Below are 15,412 nucleotides of genomic sequence, written 5' to 3'. Positions count from 1 at the left end.
CTCAGGACGGCTGGTACGGCGGCGCCACGCCCCATCCCCACTGCGGGACGGGCGCCTGCTCGACGACGTCGGCACCGCTCTGCGAGTTCGCCAGCGCGAGCCGGGTGCCCCACTCGACGTAGCCGACGAAGGCGGCGCGGAACTCGGGATCGTCGGGCAGGCCGGCGTCGTCGGCCGCCCGGCTCATGGTCTCGGCGAACCGCCGGCGCTGGTCGGGGGTGATGCCGAGCTCCCGGTGGTGGGCGAGCATCCGCTCGTAGCCGCCGAGCGACGTCGTGTACTGCGCGGGCCCGCCGAACACCTCGGCCCACCAGAGGGTCACGTGCGCCCGGTGCTCCTCGGTGACCCCGCCCGGGAAGAGCGGGCTCAGCAGGTCGTCGCGCTCGACCCGGTCGTAGAACGCGTCGATGAGACGGCGGAACGCCTCGGTCCCGCCGGCCCACTCGTACAGCGTCGGTGTCATTGCAACACTGTAATCACGTGCTCGGCCGGGAATCCAGCGGCAACGCCACGGTCACCGCGAGCCCACCGCCCTCGACGGGCTCGGCGGACGCGCGTCCCCCGTGCGCGTGGGCCACGGCACGCACGATCGACAGGCCCAGGCCGGTGCCGGTGCCGGTGCGGCCGGCGCCACGGCGGAAGGGCTCGAACAGCTCCGCGACGGTCTCCGGCGAGACCACGGGTCCCGACGACGCCACGGCGAGCACCGCGTGCCCGTCCTCGACCCCGGTGCGCAGGGTCAGCCAGCCCCCGTCGACGTTGTGGCGCACACCGTTCTCGACGAGGTTCCCGGCGATGCGCCCGAGCAGGGCGGCGTCGCCGGCGACCCCGGCGGAGGCGAGGTCGGTCCGAATCCTCAGCCCCCGGTCGCGGGCCTCCGCGCGCACCGCGTCGAGCGCGATGGGCACGGTCTCGGCGAGATCGACGGGCTCGGTCGGCACGGCGTCGGCGGCCTCGGTGCGCGCGAGCAGCAGCAGGCCGGCGACGAGGTGCTCGGCGCGGCGGGTGGCCTCGCGGATCACCTCGGCCATGCGCCGCAGCTCGGCGACGTCGGCCTCGGGGTCGGCGAGGGTCACGTCGACCTCGGTGCGCAGCACCGCGAGCGGAGTGCGCAGCTCGTGGCTCGCGTTGGCGACGAAGCGGCGCTGCGCGTCGAACGCCGCCTGCAGACGGTCGAGCATCGCGTCGAAGGTGGCGGCCAGCTCGGCGACCTCGTCGCGGGGGCCGGTCAGCCCGATGCGGGCGTCGAGCGACTCCGCCGAGAGCCTGCGCGCGGCGGCGGTGACCTCGTGCAGCGGGCGCAGGACCCGCCGGACCAGGACCCAGGACACCAGGGCCGCCGAGATCACGACCATCGCGAACGCGATCGACCCGACCCGCAGCACCTCGGTGCGGGCGGACTTCCCGAGCGCGTCGGCCAGCTCCCCGGCCGGCACGCGCACGCCGTCGACGGTGACGGGGGTGTCGGGCGGGAGCTGGGGAACGCCCGCCGCGACCTCGCCGACGAGCATCCAGCCGAGCCACACCATCACCACGGCCACGACGGCGACGAGGCCGGTGGCGACCAGCGTCAGCCGGACCCGGAGGCCGGGTCCGCGGCGCAGGGCGGGCGAGGCGGCGGACACGGCCGTGACGCTACGGGGCGCGCGGAGGCGGCCCCGTGAAGGGCTCGAGCGGCCCTAGACCACCGCGGGCGACTCCGCCGGCACCCGGTAGCCGGACCCGACGACGGTGTCGATGATCCCCGGCTCGCCGAGCTTCTTGCGCAGGGTCATCACCGTGACCCGCACCGTGGTGGTGAACGGGTCGGCGTTCTCGTCCCAGACCCGCTCGAGCAGCTCCTCGGAGCTGACCACCGCGCCGCCGGCGGCCATGAGCACCTCGAGCACCCCGAACTCCTTGCGGGTGAGCTCGAGCACCGAGCCGCGGCGGGTCACGGTGCGCTTCGCCGGGTCGAGCACGATGTCCGCGGAGCGCAGCACCGGCGGCACCGCGGGCGTGGCGCGCCGGCCGAGGGCGCGGACACGCGCCACGAGCTCCGGGAAGTCGAAGGGCTTGGCGAGGTAGTCGTCCGCGCCGAGCGCGAGACCCTCCACCTTGTCCCGCAGCGCGCCGCTCGCCGTCAGCATGATGACGCGCGTGACGTCGCCGACGATCTCGGCGCACAGCTCGTCACCGGAGCGTCCCGGCAGGTCGCGGTCGAGCACGACGACGTCGTAGCGCGTCACCCCGACCTTCTCGCTGCCCTCGTCGCCGTCGTACGCGACGTCGACCGCCATGCCCTCGCGGCGCAGGCCACGGGCCAGCGCGTTGGCCAGGGCCTGCTCGTCCTCCACGATCAGTACTCGCACATCTCCACGGTGCCACAGGTCTCCTGAGCAGCCCCTGAGAAAGCGAAGAGGGGGCACGAGCGATCAGCGCGCGACGGTGTCCGCGTCCGGCACGAGAGTCGTGTCGCGCCCCGAGACCCATTCGGTGATCCGCCGGGCGACGTCGGCGTCGGTGAGGCCCGCCCCGGCGAGCACCTGGCCGCGCGAGGCGTGGGCGAGGAACTCCTGGTCGAGGGCGAGCGTGCGCACGGGGACGTCCACCTCGGCCGAGGCGAGGGCGTCGGCGATCGCCGACCCGACGCCGCCGTGGCGCCCGCCGTCCTCGACGGTGACCACGAGGCGGTGCTCGCCGGCCAGCGTCACGAGCGCCTCGGGCACGGGCTGCACCCAGCGCGGGTCGACGACGGTGACGCCGATCCCCTGCGCGGTCAGCCGCTCGGCCGCCTGCACCCCGAGCTCGCCGAACGCCCCGACGCACACGAGCAGGACGTCCGGGACGTCGGGCACGACGCTGTCGGGCAGCCGGTCGACCGCGGTGGGCCGCGGCGCGGCGCGCGAGGGACGGCCGGGCTCGGCGAGGACGTCGACGCGCCCGGGCCCCTCGGCCGGGCCGAGCGTGCGCAGCGCGGGCACCGCGGCGGGCACCGCGCCCTTCGACCAGCGCAGGGCGGTCGGCCCGTCGTCGATGCCGACGGCCTCGCGCAGCTCCTCGCGCAGCGTCACCGCGTCCCGGGGGGCGGCGACCCGCAGGCCGGGCACGATCCCGAGGATCGAGAGGTCCCACATGCCGTTGTGGCTCGCGCCGTCGCTGCCGGTGACCCCGGCGCGGTCGAGCGTGATCGTCACGGGCGCGCGGTGCAGTGAGACGTCCATGAGCAGCTGGTCGAACGCGCGGTTGAGGAACGTCGAGTAGATCGCGACGATGGGGTGCAGGCCGCCCGCGGCGAGCCCGGCCGCCGAGGTCATCGCGTGCTGCTCGGCGATGCCCACGTCGAACAGCCGCTCGGGGAACGCCTCGCCGAAGGGGGTCAGGCCGGTGGGGCCCTGCATCGCCGCGGTGATCGCGACGACGTCGGAGCGCTCGCGCCCCAGCTCGAGCATCGACTCGGTGAAGACCGCGGTCCAGTCCCGGGGCTTGGGCCCGACCGGCACCCCGGTCTCGGGGTCGAGCGGCCCCGGGGAGTGCATGAGGTCGGCCTCGTCGGCCTCGGCGGGGGCGAAGCCCCGGCCCTTCGCGGTCACCGCGTGCACGACGACCGGGCCGCCGAAGTCGCGGGCCACCCGCAGGGCGTGCTCCATGGCCTCGACGTCGTGCCCGTCGACGGGCCCGAGGTACTTCAGCCCGAGGTCGGCGAACAGCGGCTGCGGGCTCAGGGCGTCCTTCATCCCGGCCTTCGCGGCGTGCAGGGCCGAGTACAGCGTCGGGCCGACCAGCGGCATGCCCTGCACGGCGCGCTTGCCGTGCTCGAGGACCTGCTCGTAGCGGGGCAGCAGCCGCAGCGCCGTCAGCTTGCGCGACAGCCCGCCGATCGTCGGCGAGTACGAGCGCCCGTTGTCGTTGACGACGATCACCACGGGCCGGTCGGGGGCCGCGGCGATGTTGTTGAGCGCCTCCCAGCACATCCCGCCGGTGAGGGCCCCGTCGCCGACGACGGCCACCACCGAGCGGTCGCGCCCGGTGAGCGCGTCGGCCTTCGCGAGACCGTCCGCCCACGACAGCGCGGTGGAGGCGTGGGAGTTCTCCACCAGGTCGTGCTCGCTCTCGGTGCGGCTCGGGTAGCCCGAGAGCCCGCCGACCTGGCGCAGCCCGCCGAAGTCGCCCGCACGTCCCGTGAGGATCTTGTGGACGTAGCTCTGGTGGCCCGTGTCGTAGATCAGCGCGTCGCGCGGGGAGTCGAAGACGCGGTGCAGGGCCAGCGTCAGCTCCACCACACCCAGGTTCGGCCCGAGGTGCCCGCCGGTGCGGCACACCCGGTCGACGAGGAACGCGCGGATCTCGGACGCGAGGGCGACGACCTCGTCCGCGTCGAGACCGCGCAGGTCCGCGGGGGTGCGGACACGGTCCATCAACGTCACGAGGTCACCTCTGCTCCGCCGGGGGTCAACGGCCCGCCCAGTCTACGGACGCGCGGAGCGGGCGCAGTTCGCCCGGATCGTCGTCGACGGCGCGACCATCAGGTTCGCGGCCGCCGGGCGACGTAGACCACAGCCGGGGGGATGTTCGCCATCACCGTGCGGGTGACGACGACCTCCTCGAAGTGCGTCTCGAGGTTGCGCTGCACCTGCTTGGCGGCCGGGAAGAAGCGGATCCAGGCGTGCGCGAGCTGCGTCACCGCGCCGCCCGGGGCGGCGAGGCGCGCCAGCGGGCGGAAGATCGTGCGGTCCTTCGGCGACGTGACCGGCCACGGCAGCCCGGAGACGGTGAGGTCGCTGCGCACCCCCTCGGCGAGCAGGCGCTCGACGACGGCGTTCGCGTCGTCACAGATCACCTCGACCTTCGGGTGGCGCTCCTGGAGGACGGCGGCCATGCGGGGGTTGAACTCCACCGCGATGTGCCGGCCGCGTCCGCCCAGGCGCTCCTGGATCACGTCGGTGACCTGGCCGGTCCCGGCGCCGAGGTCGAGCACCACCGGGTCGCCGGTCTCGGGCAGCGGTGCGGCGGCCTGGCGGCAGAGGGGCGCGAAGCTGGGGACCAGCGCGGCGACGTTGAACGGGTCGCGCAGGAACTCGCGGGCGAACGCCTGGATCTCGGTCACGGCTGATCTCCTTCACGAGGGCTCGTCGGCCCGTGGTCCCGGGGTGGTGACGAGCGGGGTGGTGACGATCTGGAGCCGGCCTCGGGTTAGACCAGCGGGTCCGCAGGCTCCGCGGTGGTGTCCACGAGCGCCGCGCCCGCGGCGACGACCGAGGCGAGGAGCGCGCGGGCCACCTCGCCGACCATCGCGTCGTCGGGCGAGAACTCGGGGTGGTGCAGGCCGGGGCCCTCGCCCGGGGTGGACCCGGCCGGGGTCGTGCCCACGAACAGCATCAACGACGGCAGCACGTCACCGTAGTGCGAGAAGTCGTCCGCGCCGCAGGATCGGAACGTGGTGTCGAGCACCAGGCCGGTCGGCTCCCCCGCGCCGTCCGCGTCCCCGTGCCCGTTGCCGCTGCCGTGACCGCTGCCACTGCCCCTGCCACTGCCACTGCCACTGCCGTTGCCACTGCCGCCGGCCCGGTCCTCGCGGCGGCGGCCGCCGAGCGACGCCGCGACCGTGCGGGCCAGCGCGTCGTCGTTGACCACGGCCGGCTCGTTGGGCACCACGGTGAGCGTGGCGGTGCACCCGTAGGCCGTGGCGGTGCCCTCCACGACGTCGCGGACCGCGGCGAGCATCTCGTCCCGGTCGGCGTCGAGCGCCCGGACGGTGCCGCGCGCCGACGCGGTCTCGGGGACGATGTTGGGCGCCGAGCCCGCGGTTATCTGCCCGATGGTGATCACGCCGGCGGCCATCGGGTCGACGCGCCGGGACACGATGTGGTGCACGCCGGCGACGATCTCGGCGAGGGCGAGCACGGGGTCGCGCGTGCGGTGGGGGTAGCCGCCGTGCCCGCCGCGCCCGTGCACCTCGATCTCGATCTCGTCGGCCGAGGCGTTCACCGGGCCGCCGCGCACCGAGACCGTGCCGCGGGGCAGCTCGGGCTGGACGTGCACGCCGAGCACCGCCCCCACCCGGTGGGCGACGAAGGCGGGGTCGGCGGCGACGTCCGCGGCGCCGGACGGGGCCTTCTCCTCGCGCGGCTGGAAGACGGCGAGCAGCGGCGCGGGCAGCGCGTTGGCGCCCGCCCGTGCGATCGCGCGCACCACGGCGACCAGCGCGGCGACGTGCACGTCGTGCCCGCACACGTGCGCGGCGGCGCCGGTGGCGCTGAACGGCAGGCCGGTGCGCTCCACGACGGGCAGGGCGTCGAGCTCGGCGCGCACGGCCACCGCCGGTGTCCCGTCCTCGGCCGGGGGGCCGAGGCGCAGCATCGCCCCGGTGTCGGCCACCGGGTCGGGGGTGCGCCCGTCCGGCACCACGTCCGCGAGCGCGCCGAGCACGAGGTCGCGGCTGTCGGCCTCGTCCCCGGACAGGCGGGGGTCGCGGTGCAGCGCGTGCCGCAGCGCCACGGCCGCGTCGAGCTCGTCCTCGAGGGCGACGTGCAGCGCCGGGGCGACGCGGGGCGGGGTCGCCGGCTGGGGCGTCGTGGGCTGCGGCGTCGTGGGCTGGGGGGCCGCGGGCCGGGGCCGACTCACGCCGGCATCCGCCCGTAGACCCGGCGCGCGTTGTCGGTCCCGATCATGGTGGCCACCCGTTCGGCATCGGCGGGCGCGAGCTCGTCCGTCGCGCAGAGGTGCTCCAATAGACCACCCAGCGCCGAACGGAAACGCAGCGCCCCCAGCAGGTGCAGCTCGGGCAGGCCGAACGCGTCCGAGGAGTAGAGGACCTTCCCGAAGGGCGCGAGCTCGAGCAGCTCGCCGATCACGGTGGCGGCGCGGGGCCCGACGTAGGGCACGGCCAGGCCGACGTCGACGTGCACGCCGGTGAACACCTGCGCGAGCCACGCCGCCTCCCGGTGGTACGGGTAGCAGTGCAGCAGCATCAGCGGCACGCCCAGCGGCTCGACCAGACGGGCCAGGCCGACGAGCAGGGCCGGGTTGGCGCGGTGCAGGTCCTCGTCCCGGTCGCCGAACCCCGTGTGCATCTGCAGCGGCAGCCCGGTGTCCAGGCCGGTCCAGAGGCCGTGGCGCAGGAGCACGGGGTCGCGCAGGGGCTCGCCGGTCTCCGCGCGGCGCCGCAGCCACCCGTCGGCCGCCTTCTTGACCTCCGCGGCCTCCGGGCGGGTCGGGTCGACGTCGAGGCCCGCGCGGTAGGCCAGCACGCTCTTGGTGGCGACGGGCGTCGGCACCGCCCCGGGGTCGGTGCGCGCGGCGACGGCGTCCCGCACGGCGTCGCCGTAGCCGGCGGCGTCGACGCCCGCGTCGGCCACGGCCTCGGCCACCGCCTCGAGCCGCACCACCTCGCCCACCGCCGCGCCGGCCGCCGCGCCGAGGGCCGACGGGGCGAGCAGGTCGCCGGCCGCGAAGCCGTGGTCGACGAACACCGCGCCCACCCCGGCCCCGCCGAGGAACCGGCGGGTCACCTCCTCGGGCCCGAGCTCGGCGCGGCGGGCGAGGTAGTCGTCGGGGTCGGCGTGGGCGGGCAGGTCGAGCGCCGGCGCGCACCACCGGCGCACCGAGAACCCCAGCGCCGAGTCGAAGGCGCTCGTGCCCGGGGCCGGCGCGGCACCCTCGGTGAGCAGCGCCTCGAAGCCCGCCCGGTCCAGCGGACCGGCGACGACGCTGTGGCAGTGGTGGTCGATCATCCGGACCCCGTCCAGGAAGCTGACCGGCCCCGCCGGCACCAGCCCCGCGCTGACCAGGCTTCCGCTCAGGCTCCCGCTCACCGGTGACTCCCTCGACGCCGCCGGTCCCTGTCTACCGGAGTACGTCACGTCCGGCGCACGGTTGCGACGCACTCGACGTGATGGGTCATCGGGAATGCGTCGAACGCACGCAGCGTGTCCAACCGGTAGCCGTGCTCGGCCATCGCGGCGACGTCGCGGGCGAGCGCCGCCGGGTCGCAGGCGACGAGGACGATCCGCTCGGCACCCTGCTCGGCGAGCCGCCCGGCCAGGCCGCGGCCCAGTCCCTTGCGCGGCGGGTCGGCGACGATCACCGCGGGCGGTCCGGGGAGCCCGTCCAGGACCTTCTCCACCCGGCCCCGCACCACCTGCACGGCCGGCAGGTCGGCGAGGCACCGCCCCGCCGCCGCGGTGGCCGCGGGGTCGCTCTCGACGAGCACCACGCGACCCCCCGGCCCGACGCGCTCGGCCAGCGGGGCCGCGATGAGCCCGGCGCCGCCGTAGAGGTCCCAGGTGCACGCGCCCGGTGCGACGTCGCCGACGCCCTCGAGCACCGCGGCGACCACGGCGTCCGCGGCGTGCGGGTGGACCTGCCAGAACGCCTCCGCGGGCAGCTCCCACCCGCGGCCGGCGGCCTGCTCGTGGGCGGTGCCGCTGCCCAGCGCGGGGTGGCGGACGCCCTCGAACAGCTCCGCGGCGTGCACCTCGCCCGCGGCGTCCCGGACGATCTCGACCTCGGCGGTCGGGGTCCACTCCCGCTCCAGCACGGGCAGGAGCGCCCCCGGCGCGGCGATCGGGCAGTCGCCGACCGGGAGCACCTCGTGGCTGCGGTGCGCCCGCAGGCCCGGCCGCCCGTCGTCGGTGACGGCCATCCGCATCCGGGTGCGCCAGTCCAGCGGCCCGCCGGGCAGCTCCTCGACGGTGACCTCGCGCTCGATCCCCGCCAGGCGGGAGAGCTGCTCGGCGACGACCACGGCCTTGAGGTCGCGCTGCAGGGCCGGCTCGGCGTGCTGCCAGTCGCAGCCGCCGCACCCGCCGGGCCCCGCCCACGGGCAGGGCGGCTCGACGCGCTGCGGCGACGCGACGAGCACCGCGACCGCGTCGGCGCGGCAGAACGAGCCGCCGGCGTCCTCGGTGACCGCCGCCCGCACCCGCTCGCCGGGCAGCGCGTGGCGCACGAACACCACCCGGCCCTCGTGGCGCGCGACGCAGTGGCCGCCGTGCGCGACCGCCCCGACGTCGAGCTCGAGCAGCTGGTCGGTCCAGTCGGTGACGGCGGGCTGGGCGGCGGGCTCGGCGGGGGGGTCGGCGGGGGGCTCGGCGGCGGGCTCGGCGGCCCCCTCGGCGGGCGCGCTCATCGCGGTCGCGCCGGCGTCTCGTCGAGCCCGGCGGCGGGGCGCCGGGACGGCGAGCGCCCGGCCGTCGCGGGGCTCGGCGGCGGCGCCGGGGCGGCGTCGGCCGGTACCGCGGGCCCGCCGGCACCCGGCGGGGGCTCGTAGCCGCGGCGCGCCGAGCCCGGCGCGCCGGGGGGACGGCGGGCCGCCGCCCGCTTCGAGGACTCGAGCTGCCACGGCACGCTGACCACCATCACCCCGGGTTGGAAGAGCAGGCGGCCCTTGAGCCGCAGGGCGCTCTGGTTGTGGAGCAGCTGCTCCCACCAGCGCCCGAGCACGTACTCGGGGATGAAGACGGTGACCACGTCCCGTGGGTTGTCGGTCCGGATGCGCTTGACGTACTGCAGGATCGGCTTGGTGATCTCTCGGTAGGGCGACTCGACGACCTTGAGCGGCACCGGGATGTCGCGGCGCTCCCACTGCGCGACCAGCATCCGCGTGTCGCCGTCGTCGACGTTGACCGTCAGCGCCTCGAGCACGTCCGGGCGGGTCGCGCGGGCGTAGGCCACCGCCCGCAGCGTCGGCATGTGCAGCTGCGAGACGAGCACGATCGCGTGGTTGCGGCTGGGCAGCGTGCTGGTCATCACCTCCGGGGCGGCGATCTCCTCGGAGATCCGGTCGTAGTGGCGCCGGATCGAGAGCATCAGCAGGAACGCGAGGACCCCGGCGACGATGGCGATCCACGCGCCGACCACGAACTTCGTCACCAGCACGACGAGCAGCACCGTGCCGGTCATCGCCGTGCCGAAGCCCGAGACCCACCGGGAGCGCCGCAGGCGGGAGCGCTCGGTCGCGTCCGTCTCGGTGCCCAGCAGCCGCGTCCAGTGCCGCACCATGCCGGTCTGGCTCAGGGTGAACGAGACGAAGACGCCGACGGTGTAGAGCGGGATCAGCGCCGTGACCTCGGCGCCGAAGCCCACCACCAGCACGACGGCGAAGAAGGCCAGGAACAGGATGCCGTTGGAGAACGCCAGCCGGTCGCCGCGGGTGTGCAGCTGGCGGGGCAGGTAGCGGTCCTGCGCGAGGATCGAGCCGAGCACGGGGAAGCCGTTGAACGCGGTGTTGGCGGCGAGCACGAGGATCAGCGCGGTGAAGATCGTGACCGCCCAGAAGCCGGGCGGGAAGCCGTCGAAGACCGTGCGCGCGAGCTGCGCGACCAGCGTCTCCTGGCGGTAGTCCGCCGGGGCGCCGACGAGCTGGTCGCCCGGGCGCTCGGCCATGACCACGCCCGACGCGCGGGCCAGGGCGATCATCCCGGAGAACAGGAAGACCGAGATCAGCCCGAGCAGCGCCAGCGTGGTGGCGGCGTTGCGCGACTTGGGCTTGCGGAACGCCGGCACCCCGTTGCTGATGGCCTCCACGCCGGTCAGGGCGGCGCAGCCCTGGGTGAACGAGCGCAGGACGAGGAAGACGAGCGCCAGCTGGGTGAGGTCGTCGGTGGAGTCGCCGCCGCCCTCGGGGAGCACCCCGAACCCGGCGCTCGGGGCGACCAGGGCGTCGCCGGAGGCCAGCCGCAGGGCACCGACGACGATCATGCCGACCATGCAGACGATGAAGCAGTAGGTCGGGATCGCGAAGGCGGCCCCGGACTCGCGGACCCCCCGCAGGTTGACGGCGGTGAGGACGATGATGGCCAGCACCGCGAAGAGCACCTTGTGGTCGCCGACGAACGGCACGAGCGCGCCGAGGTTGTCCGCGGCCGACGACACCGACACGGCCACCGTGAGCGTGTAGTCGACGAGCAGGGCGCTGGCCACGGTCAGCCCGGCGTACTTGCCGAGGTTCACCGTCGCGATCTCGTAGTCGCCGCCGCCGGACGGGTAGGCGTGCACGTTCTGCCGGTAGCTCACGATGACCGTGCCGAGCACGAGGATCACTGCCGCGCCCACCCAGGGCGACAGCGCGTAGGCCCCCAGCCCGGCCAGCGACAGGGTGATCAGCACCTCCTGCGGCGCGTAGGCCACCGACGACAGCGCGTCGGAGGCGAACACGGGCAGGGCGACCCGCTTGCGCAACAGCGTGCCCTGCAGCTCGTCGCTGCGGAACGGCAGGCCGAGCAGCAGGCGCTTGGTCGCCGTGGCGAGCTTGGACACGTGGCGAGCGTAGGCGCGTCCGCACCGACCAGCGCATCGGTGGGTACGCCCTCCGGGGAGATACGGTGCGCACCGCCCGTCCGGGGATGTTCCGGCGCGGCCGAGCGAGGATCGGGGAGGCGGCGTGCACATCGTCGTGATGGGCTGCGGGCGCGTGGGGTCCTCCCTCGCCCTGGCCCTGGAGCGGCTGGGCCACGACGTGGCCGTGGTCGACCGCGACGCCCAGGCGTTCCGCCGCCTCGGCAGCGACTTCCACGGCCAGGAGGTCGTGGGCACCGGCTTCGACCGCGAGACGCTGACGGCCGCGGGCATCCACCGCGCCGAGGCGTTCGCGGCGGTCTCCTCCGGGGACAACTCCAACATCATCGCCGCGCGCGTGGCCCGCGAGACCTTCGGCGTCGCCCACGTCGTCGCCCGCATCTACGACGCCAAGCGCGCCGCGGTTTACGAGCGCCTCGGCATCCCCACCGTCGCCACGGTGCCGTGGACCACCGACCGCTTCCTGCGGATGCTGCTGCCCGACGGCGTGGCCACGGCCTGGCGCGACCCGTCGGGCACCGTCGCGATCATGCAGGTGCACTTCCACGAGGACTGGGCGGGCCGGCCGGTCACCGAGCTCGAGGAGGCCACGGGCAGCCGCGTGGCCTTCATCGTCCGGTTCGGCACCGGCGTGCTCACCACCCCGGAGACGGTCCTGCAGGCGGAGGATGTCGTGTACACGGCCGCGGTCAGCGGCACGGTGGCCGCGGTCACCGCCGCGGCGGCGGCGTCACCGGAGAGGGCGGAGCAGTGATACGGGTGCCCGGGAGGGACGACCGATGCGTGTGACCGTGGCCGGCGCCGGGGCGGTCGGCCGTTCGATCGCCGCCGAGCTCGTCGAGGCCGAGCACGAGGTGATGCTCATCGAGCGCGACCTCACCCACGTCGAGCCCGAGGCCGTCCCGCAGGCCGAGTGGGTGCACGCCGACGCCTGCGAGCTGGCCTCCCTCGAGGAGGCCCGCGTGCAGGGCTGCGACGTCGTCATCGCGGCGACCGGCGACGACAAGGTCAACCTCGTCGTCTCCCTGCTCGCGAAGACCGAGTTCGCCGTGCGCCGCGTCGTGGCCCGCGTGAACGACCCGCGCAACGAGTGGCTGTTCACCGACGCCTGGGGCGTCGACGTCGCCGTGTCCACCCCGCGCATGCTCGCGGCGATGGTCGAGGAGGCCGTGTCCGTCGGCGACCTCGTGCGCCTGATGACGCTGCGTCAGGGCACCGCGAACCTCGTCGAGGTCACCCTGCCGCCCAACACCCCGCTGGCCGGGCGCGCCGTGCGCGAGGTGCCCCTGCCCCGCGAGGCCGCCCTCGTCGCGATCCTGCGCGGCGGCCGCGTGATCGTCCCGCAGCCCGACGACCCGATCGAGCCGGGCGACGAGCTGATGTTCGTCGCCTCGGAGGACCTCGAGGAGGAGATCCAGCGCGTCCTCAAGGGCCGACCGGAGGCGAGCTAGCGGGCCCGTCGGGAGTGGGGCCGGGTCTCGGGTCGTGACCGGCCGTGGGTGTGGGCCCGGCGGCTGCGCCGGACCGCCCACACCGTGACCGCGGCGGCGACGGCGGCCAGCGGCACGCCCATCGCGATGCGGACCCAGCCCAGCCAGGTGTCGGCGTAGACGGAGTCGTAGAGCCAGCGCTGGACGACGAAGCGCGCCCCGAACACGACGACCCAGGCGAGCGAGGCGATGTCGAACGCGCGGCGCACCGCGACGTCCCGGCGCCAGGCCTGGCCCTCGCCGTTGACGAGGTGCCAGATGACCCCGACCAGCGGTCGCCGGACGATCACCGACAGCAGGAAGACGCCGCCGTAGATCAGGCTCGTCCAGATGCCGAGCAGGAAGAAGCCCCTGGCCTCGCCCGTGCGCCAGGCGACGAACGCGCAGACCGCGACGCCGAGCAGGCCGGACAGGGCGGGCTGGACCGCCTCGCCGCGCGTGAGCCGCCAGCCGGCCACCAGGAGCGCGGACGCGACCGCCGCGACGATCGACGCGACGAGGTTGCCGGCGACGGCCTGGGCCACGACGAACACGACCACCGGGACGCCGGAGGCCACGATCCCCGACATCCCGCCCATCTGGTCGAGCAGCGTGGGGTTGCGGGGCGCGGGGGCGTCGTCCGCATCCGGATCGGGGTCGTCGGGAGCCTCGTCGCGGGCCTCGTCGCGCACCACCGGCGTGCCCAGGGCCTCGGTCTCCGGCTCCTCGCGGCGCGGGGCACCCACACCGCGCACGGGACCCGTGGGCGGGTCGATCGGCTCGGCCGGGCCGGCGGGGTCGGACGCCGGGCCGGGATCGGAGGGGCGCGTCTCGGGTCGGATGGCGGTCTCCCGGAGGACGGCGGACGGCCCGGGCGGGGCGTCCCGCACCGGCCGACGGCCGGTGGGACCACGGTACTCAGTGCGTCCGCTGGAGCTCGTAGTACGGGTTGTAGATGACCTTCCGCCCGTCCCGGACCGCCACCCGGCCGCTGGCGCGCACGGTGCGACCCGGCTCGATGCCCGGGATCCGGCGGCGTCCCAGCCACACCAGGGTGACGCCGTCGGTGCCGTCGAAGAGCTCGGCCTCGAGCGTGGCCACCGAGCCGCGCGGACAGATCTCCACCGAGCGCAGGCGGCCCTTGACGGTCACCGCCTCGCCCGTGCTCGAGTCGCAGGCACGGTTGCACCCGGACCGGACGGCCTCGGCGGACAGGTCGTCCGCGTCGAGGTCGCCGACGTCGGAGGTGAGCCGACGGACCATGCGTCGCAGGAATCCGCTCTCGGCGCTCATGACCGCTCCTGTGCCGTCACCGCGGACGTCGCCTCGATCGGGCGCCGTCGGCCGCGGACTGCTCCCGAGAATAGTCCTGTCGTGTGCGATCGGTCGCCCGTGTCCCGCAGCTCACGACCTGCTCAGCTGCGGCCCGGTGAGGTGCCCGCCCCGGGCCGCTGCGGCAGCATCATCGGGATCACCGGACCCTCGGGCCGGGTGATCTGCCGGGGCTTGGTGGGCATCGACTCGACCAGCGAGTCGGCGAACTCCTCGGGCACGTCCTCGGGCACGTCGAGCGGCAGCAGCGAGCGCACCGGCAGCGCGTCCGACGAGCGGACGACGACCGTGCCGCGGAGCATCTCGCGCAGGAGCCCGTGCAGCTTGAGGGCGTGCTCGACCGGCCCGGTGCCGACGCCGCGCAGCATCCACCGGGGTCCCTCGACGCCGATGACCCGCGCCACGGTGGTGCCGTTGCGGGCCACGAGCTCGCGGCCCCACTCCCCGCGGTCGCGCCGGATCGTCGCGCCCTCCTTCTGGAGCTGGGCGGCGAGCTCCTCCACCAGCTCGGGCCAGAGGCCACCGGTGCGCGGCGCGGCGAAGGCGCTGACCGTCAGCCGGCCCTCGGGGACCATCGCGTGCACCGCCCGCAGCGGGCCGGAGGGGTCGGGCTCGGCCTTGAGACGGGCCCCTCGGGGCACGGGCAGCTGCACCGAGCCGAGGTCCAGGCGCAGCCGGCCGTCGCGCGGCGCCTCCTCGGCGTCCCACGGGCCCTGTCGCTGGTGGTGACGGCGCCCCGCGGGGTCGGCGGCGACGCCGACCTGGGCCACCCGCCCCGCGCGCTGCCGGTGACGCCCACCCCGCACGTCCTCGCTCACCGCTGGTCTCCTTCCGTACGACGTCCCCCGCCGGCGACCCCGGTCGATCCGAAGCCGCCCTCCCCCCGGGCCGACGGCGCGTGCGCGGCCAGGGCCTCGACGTCGTCGACGCCCTCGAGGACCCGGAACACCGTCTCCTCCACCCGCTGGACGACGAGCTGGGCGACGCGGTCACCGCGCCGCAGGCTCACCGTGCGGGCCGGGTCGTGGTTGACCAGGCACACCTTGACCTCGCCGCGGTACCCGGCGTCGATCGTGCCGGGCGCGTTGAGCAGCCCGATGCCCTCACGGACGGCGAGCCCCGAGCGGGGCATCACGAACGCCGCGTAGCCCTCGGGGAGCACGAGCGCGATCCCGGTGCCCACGAGGGCGCGCTCGCCGGGAGCGAGGGTCACGTCGTGGGCGGCTGCGAGATCCGTGCCGGCGTCACCGGGACGGGCCTGCGCCGGCACGGGGAGCCCGGGATCGAGGCGGACGAGGTCGACCTGCACCACGGCGCGCGAGACTACTCTGGGT

At 75.5% G+C, this 15,412-nt stretch carries 15 protein-coding genes; 2 read left to right on the top strand and 13 right to left on the bottom strand.

Features of this window, described 5'->3' with window-relative positions; all coding sequences use genetic code 11:
- Nucleotide 1: 1 nt before the first annotated feature.
- The 9 genes from PH191_RS05775 to PH191_RS05735 all read right to left on the bottom strand — a co-directional run bounded on the left by PH191_RS05775 (nucleotide 2) and on the right by PH191_RS05735 (nucleotide 11,238).
- The gene (locus PH191_RS05775; RefSeq protein WP_274193624.1) at nucleotides 2–463 is read right to left on the bottom strand and encodes a group II truncated hemoglobin; all 462 of its coding nucleotides are present in this window, start codon (nucleotides 461–463) and stop codon (nucleotides 2–4) included.
- A gap of 13 nt (nucleotides 464–476) precedes the next feature.
- On the bottom strand, nucleotides 477–1,625 hold the full coding sequence (locus PH191_RS05770; RefSeq protein ID WP_274193623.1) for a sensor histidine kinase: 1,149 nt from the start codon (nucleotides 1,623–1,625) through the stop codon (nucleotides 477–479).
- A 54-nt stretch (nucleotides 1,626–1,679) separates the two neighbouring features.
- Nucleotides 1,680–2,351: a response regulator transcription factor gene (locus PH191_RS05765; RefSeq protein ID WP_274193622.1), complete on the bottom strand. Its 672-nt coding sequence runs from the start codon at nucleotides 2,349–2,351 to the stop codon at nucleotides 1,680–1,682.
- A gap of 63 nt (nucleotides 2,352–2,414) precedes the next feature.
- Complete coding sequence (gene dxs, locus PH191_RS05760) at nucleotides 2,415–4,406, bottom strand: 1-deoxy-D-xylulose-5-phosphate synthase (protein ID WP_274193621.1); 1,992 nt, start codon at nucleotides 4,404–4,406, stop codon at nucleotides 2,415–2,417.
- A 98-nt stretch (nucleotides 4,407–4,504) separates the two neighbouring features.
- Nucleotides 4,505–5,086, bottom strand: coding sequence for a class I SAM-dependent methyltransferase (locus PH191_RS05755; RefSeq protein WP_274193620.1), 582 nt, complete (start codon nucleotides 5,084–5,086; stop codon nucleotides 4,505–4,507).
- An 86-nt stretch (nucleotides 5,087–5,172) separates the two neighbouring features.
- Nucleotides 5,173–6,603, bottom strand: coding sequence for a M20 metallopeptidase family protein (locus tag PH191_RS05750; protein ID WP_274193619.1), 1,431 nt, complete (start codon nucleotides 6,601–6,603; stop codon nucleotides 5,173–5,175).
- The gene (locus PH191_RS05745; RefSeq protein ID WP_274193618.1) at nucleotides 6,600–7,793 is read right to left on the bottom strand and encodes an amidohydrolase family protein; all 1,194 of its coding nucleotides are present in this window, start codon (nucleotides 7,791–7,793) and stop codon (nucleotides 6,600–6,602) included. The genes PH191_RS05750 and PH191_RS05745 overlap by 4 nt, the downstream gene beginning before the upstream one ends.
- Before the next feature lie 44 nt (nucleotides 7,794–7,837).
- The gene (locus tag PH191_RS05740) at nucleotides 7,838–9,109 is read right to left on the bottom strand and encodes a class I SAM-dependent RNA methyltransferase (RefSeq protein ID WP_274193617.1); all 1,272 of its coding nucleotides are present in this window, start codon (nucleotides 9,107–9,109) and stop codon (nucleotides 7,838–7,840) included.
- Complete coding sequence (locus tag PH191_RS05735; RefSeq protein WP_274193616.1) at nucleotides 9,106–11,238, bottom strand: APC family permease; 2,133 nt, start codon at nucleotides 11,236–11,238, stop codon at nucleotides 9,106–9,108. Before PH191_RS05735 ends, PH191_RS05740 begins: the two co-directional genes overlap by 4 nt.
- Nucleotides 11,239–11,362: 124 nt before the next feature.
- On the opposite strand from PH191_RS05735, the gene PH191_RS05730 reads away from it, so the two are divergent.
- Nucleotides 11,363–12,031, top strand: a complete 669-nt coding sequence (locus tag PH191_RS05730) for a potassium channel family protein (protein WP_274193615.1) — start codon at nucleotides 11,363–11,365, stop codon at nucleotides 12,029–12,031.
- A 25-nt stretch (nucleotides 12,032–12,056) separates the two neighbouring features.
- Complete coding sequence (locus PH191_RS05725; protein ID WP_274193614.1) at nucleotides 12,057–12,728, top strand: potassium channel family protein; 672 nt, start codon at nucleotides 12,057–12,059, stop codon at nucleotides 12,726–12,728.
- On the opposite strand, the gene PH191_RS05720 is transcribed toward PH191_RS05725, so the two are convergent.
- The 4 genes from PH191_RS05720 to dut all read right to left on the bottom strand — a co-directional run bounded on the left by PH191_RS05720 (nucleotide 12,725) and on the right by dut (nucleotide 15,390).
- A complete protein-coding gene (locus PH191_RS05720) occupies nucleotides 12,725–13,492 on the bottom strand; it encodes a DUF3159 domain-containing protein (RefSeq protein WP_274193613.1) in 768 nt (255 codons plus the stop codon). The two genes, PH191_RS05725 and PH191_RS05720, sit on opposite strands and share 4 nt — an antisense overlap.
- A 172-nt stretch (nucleotides 13,493–13,664) precedes the next feature.
- A complete protein-coding gene (locus tag PH191_RS05715; protein WP_274189274.1) occupies nucleotides 13,665–14,039 on the bottom strand; it encodes an OB-fold nucleic acid binding domain-containing protein in 375 nt (124 codons plus the stop codon).
- A 122-nt stretch (nucleotides 14,040–14,161) separates the two neighbouring features.
- Complete coding sequence (locus tag PH191_RS05710; RefSeq protein WP_274193612.1) at nucleotides 14,162–14,896, bottom strand: DUF3710 domain-containing protein; 735 nt, start codon at nucleotides 14,894–14,896, stop codon at nucleotides 14,162–14,164.
- Nucleotides 14,893–15,390, bottom strand: coding sequence for a dUTP diphosphatase (dut, locus tag PH191_RS05705; RefSeq protein ID WP_274193611.1), 498 nt, complete (start codon nucleotides 15,388–15,390; stop codon nucleotides 14,893–14,895). The genes PH191_RS05710 and dut overlap by 4 nt, the downstream gene beginning before the upstream one ends.
- Between the last annotated feature and the right edge of the window lie 22 nt (nucleotides 15,391–15,412).

Origin of the sequence: Actinomycetospora callitridis (genome assembly GCF_028737265.1) — a bacterium.
GTDB classification, from domain to species: domain Bacteria; phylum Actinomycetota; class Actinomycetes; order Mycobacteriales; family Pseudonocardiaceae; genus Actinomycetospora; species Actinomycetospora callitridis.
Note: the sequence above shows the minus strand (reverse complement) of the source record. Positions and strands in the feature narration are given on the sequence as shown.

Excerpts from the sequence above, each read along its gene's own strand:
- PH191_RS05775 (WP_274193624.1), bottom strand. The coding sequence starts at position 463 with ATGACACCGACGCTGTACGAGTGGGCCGGCGGGACCGAGGCGTTCCGC.
- PH191_RS05740 (WP_274193617.1), bottom strand. The coding sequence starts at position 9,109 with ATGAGCGCGCCCGCCGAGGGGGCCGCCGAGCCCGCCGCCGAGCCCCCC.
- PH191_RS05725 (WP_274193614.1), top strand. The coding sequence starts at position 12,057 with ATGCGTGTGACCGTGGCCGGCGCCGGGGCGGTCGGCCGTTCGATCGCC.
- PH191_RS05715 (WP_274189274.1), bottom strand. The coding sequence starts at position 14,039 with ATGAGCGCCGAGAGCGGATTCCTGCGACGCATGGTCCGTCGGCTCACC.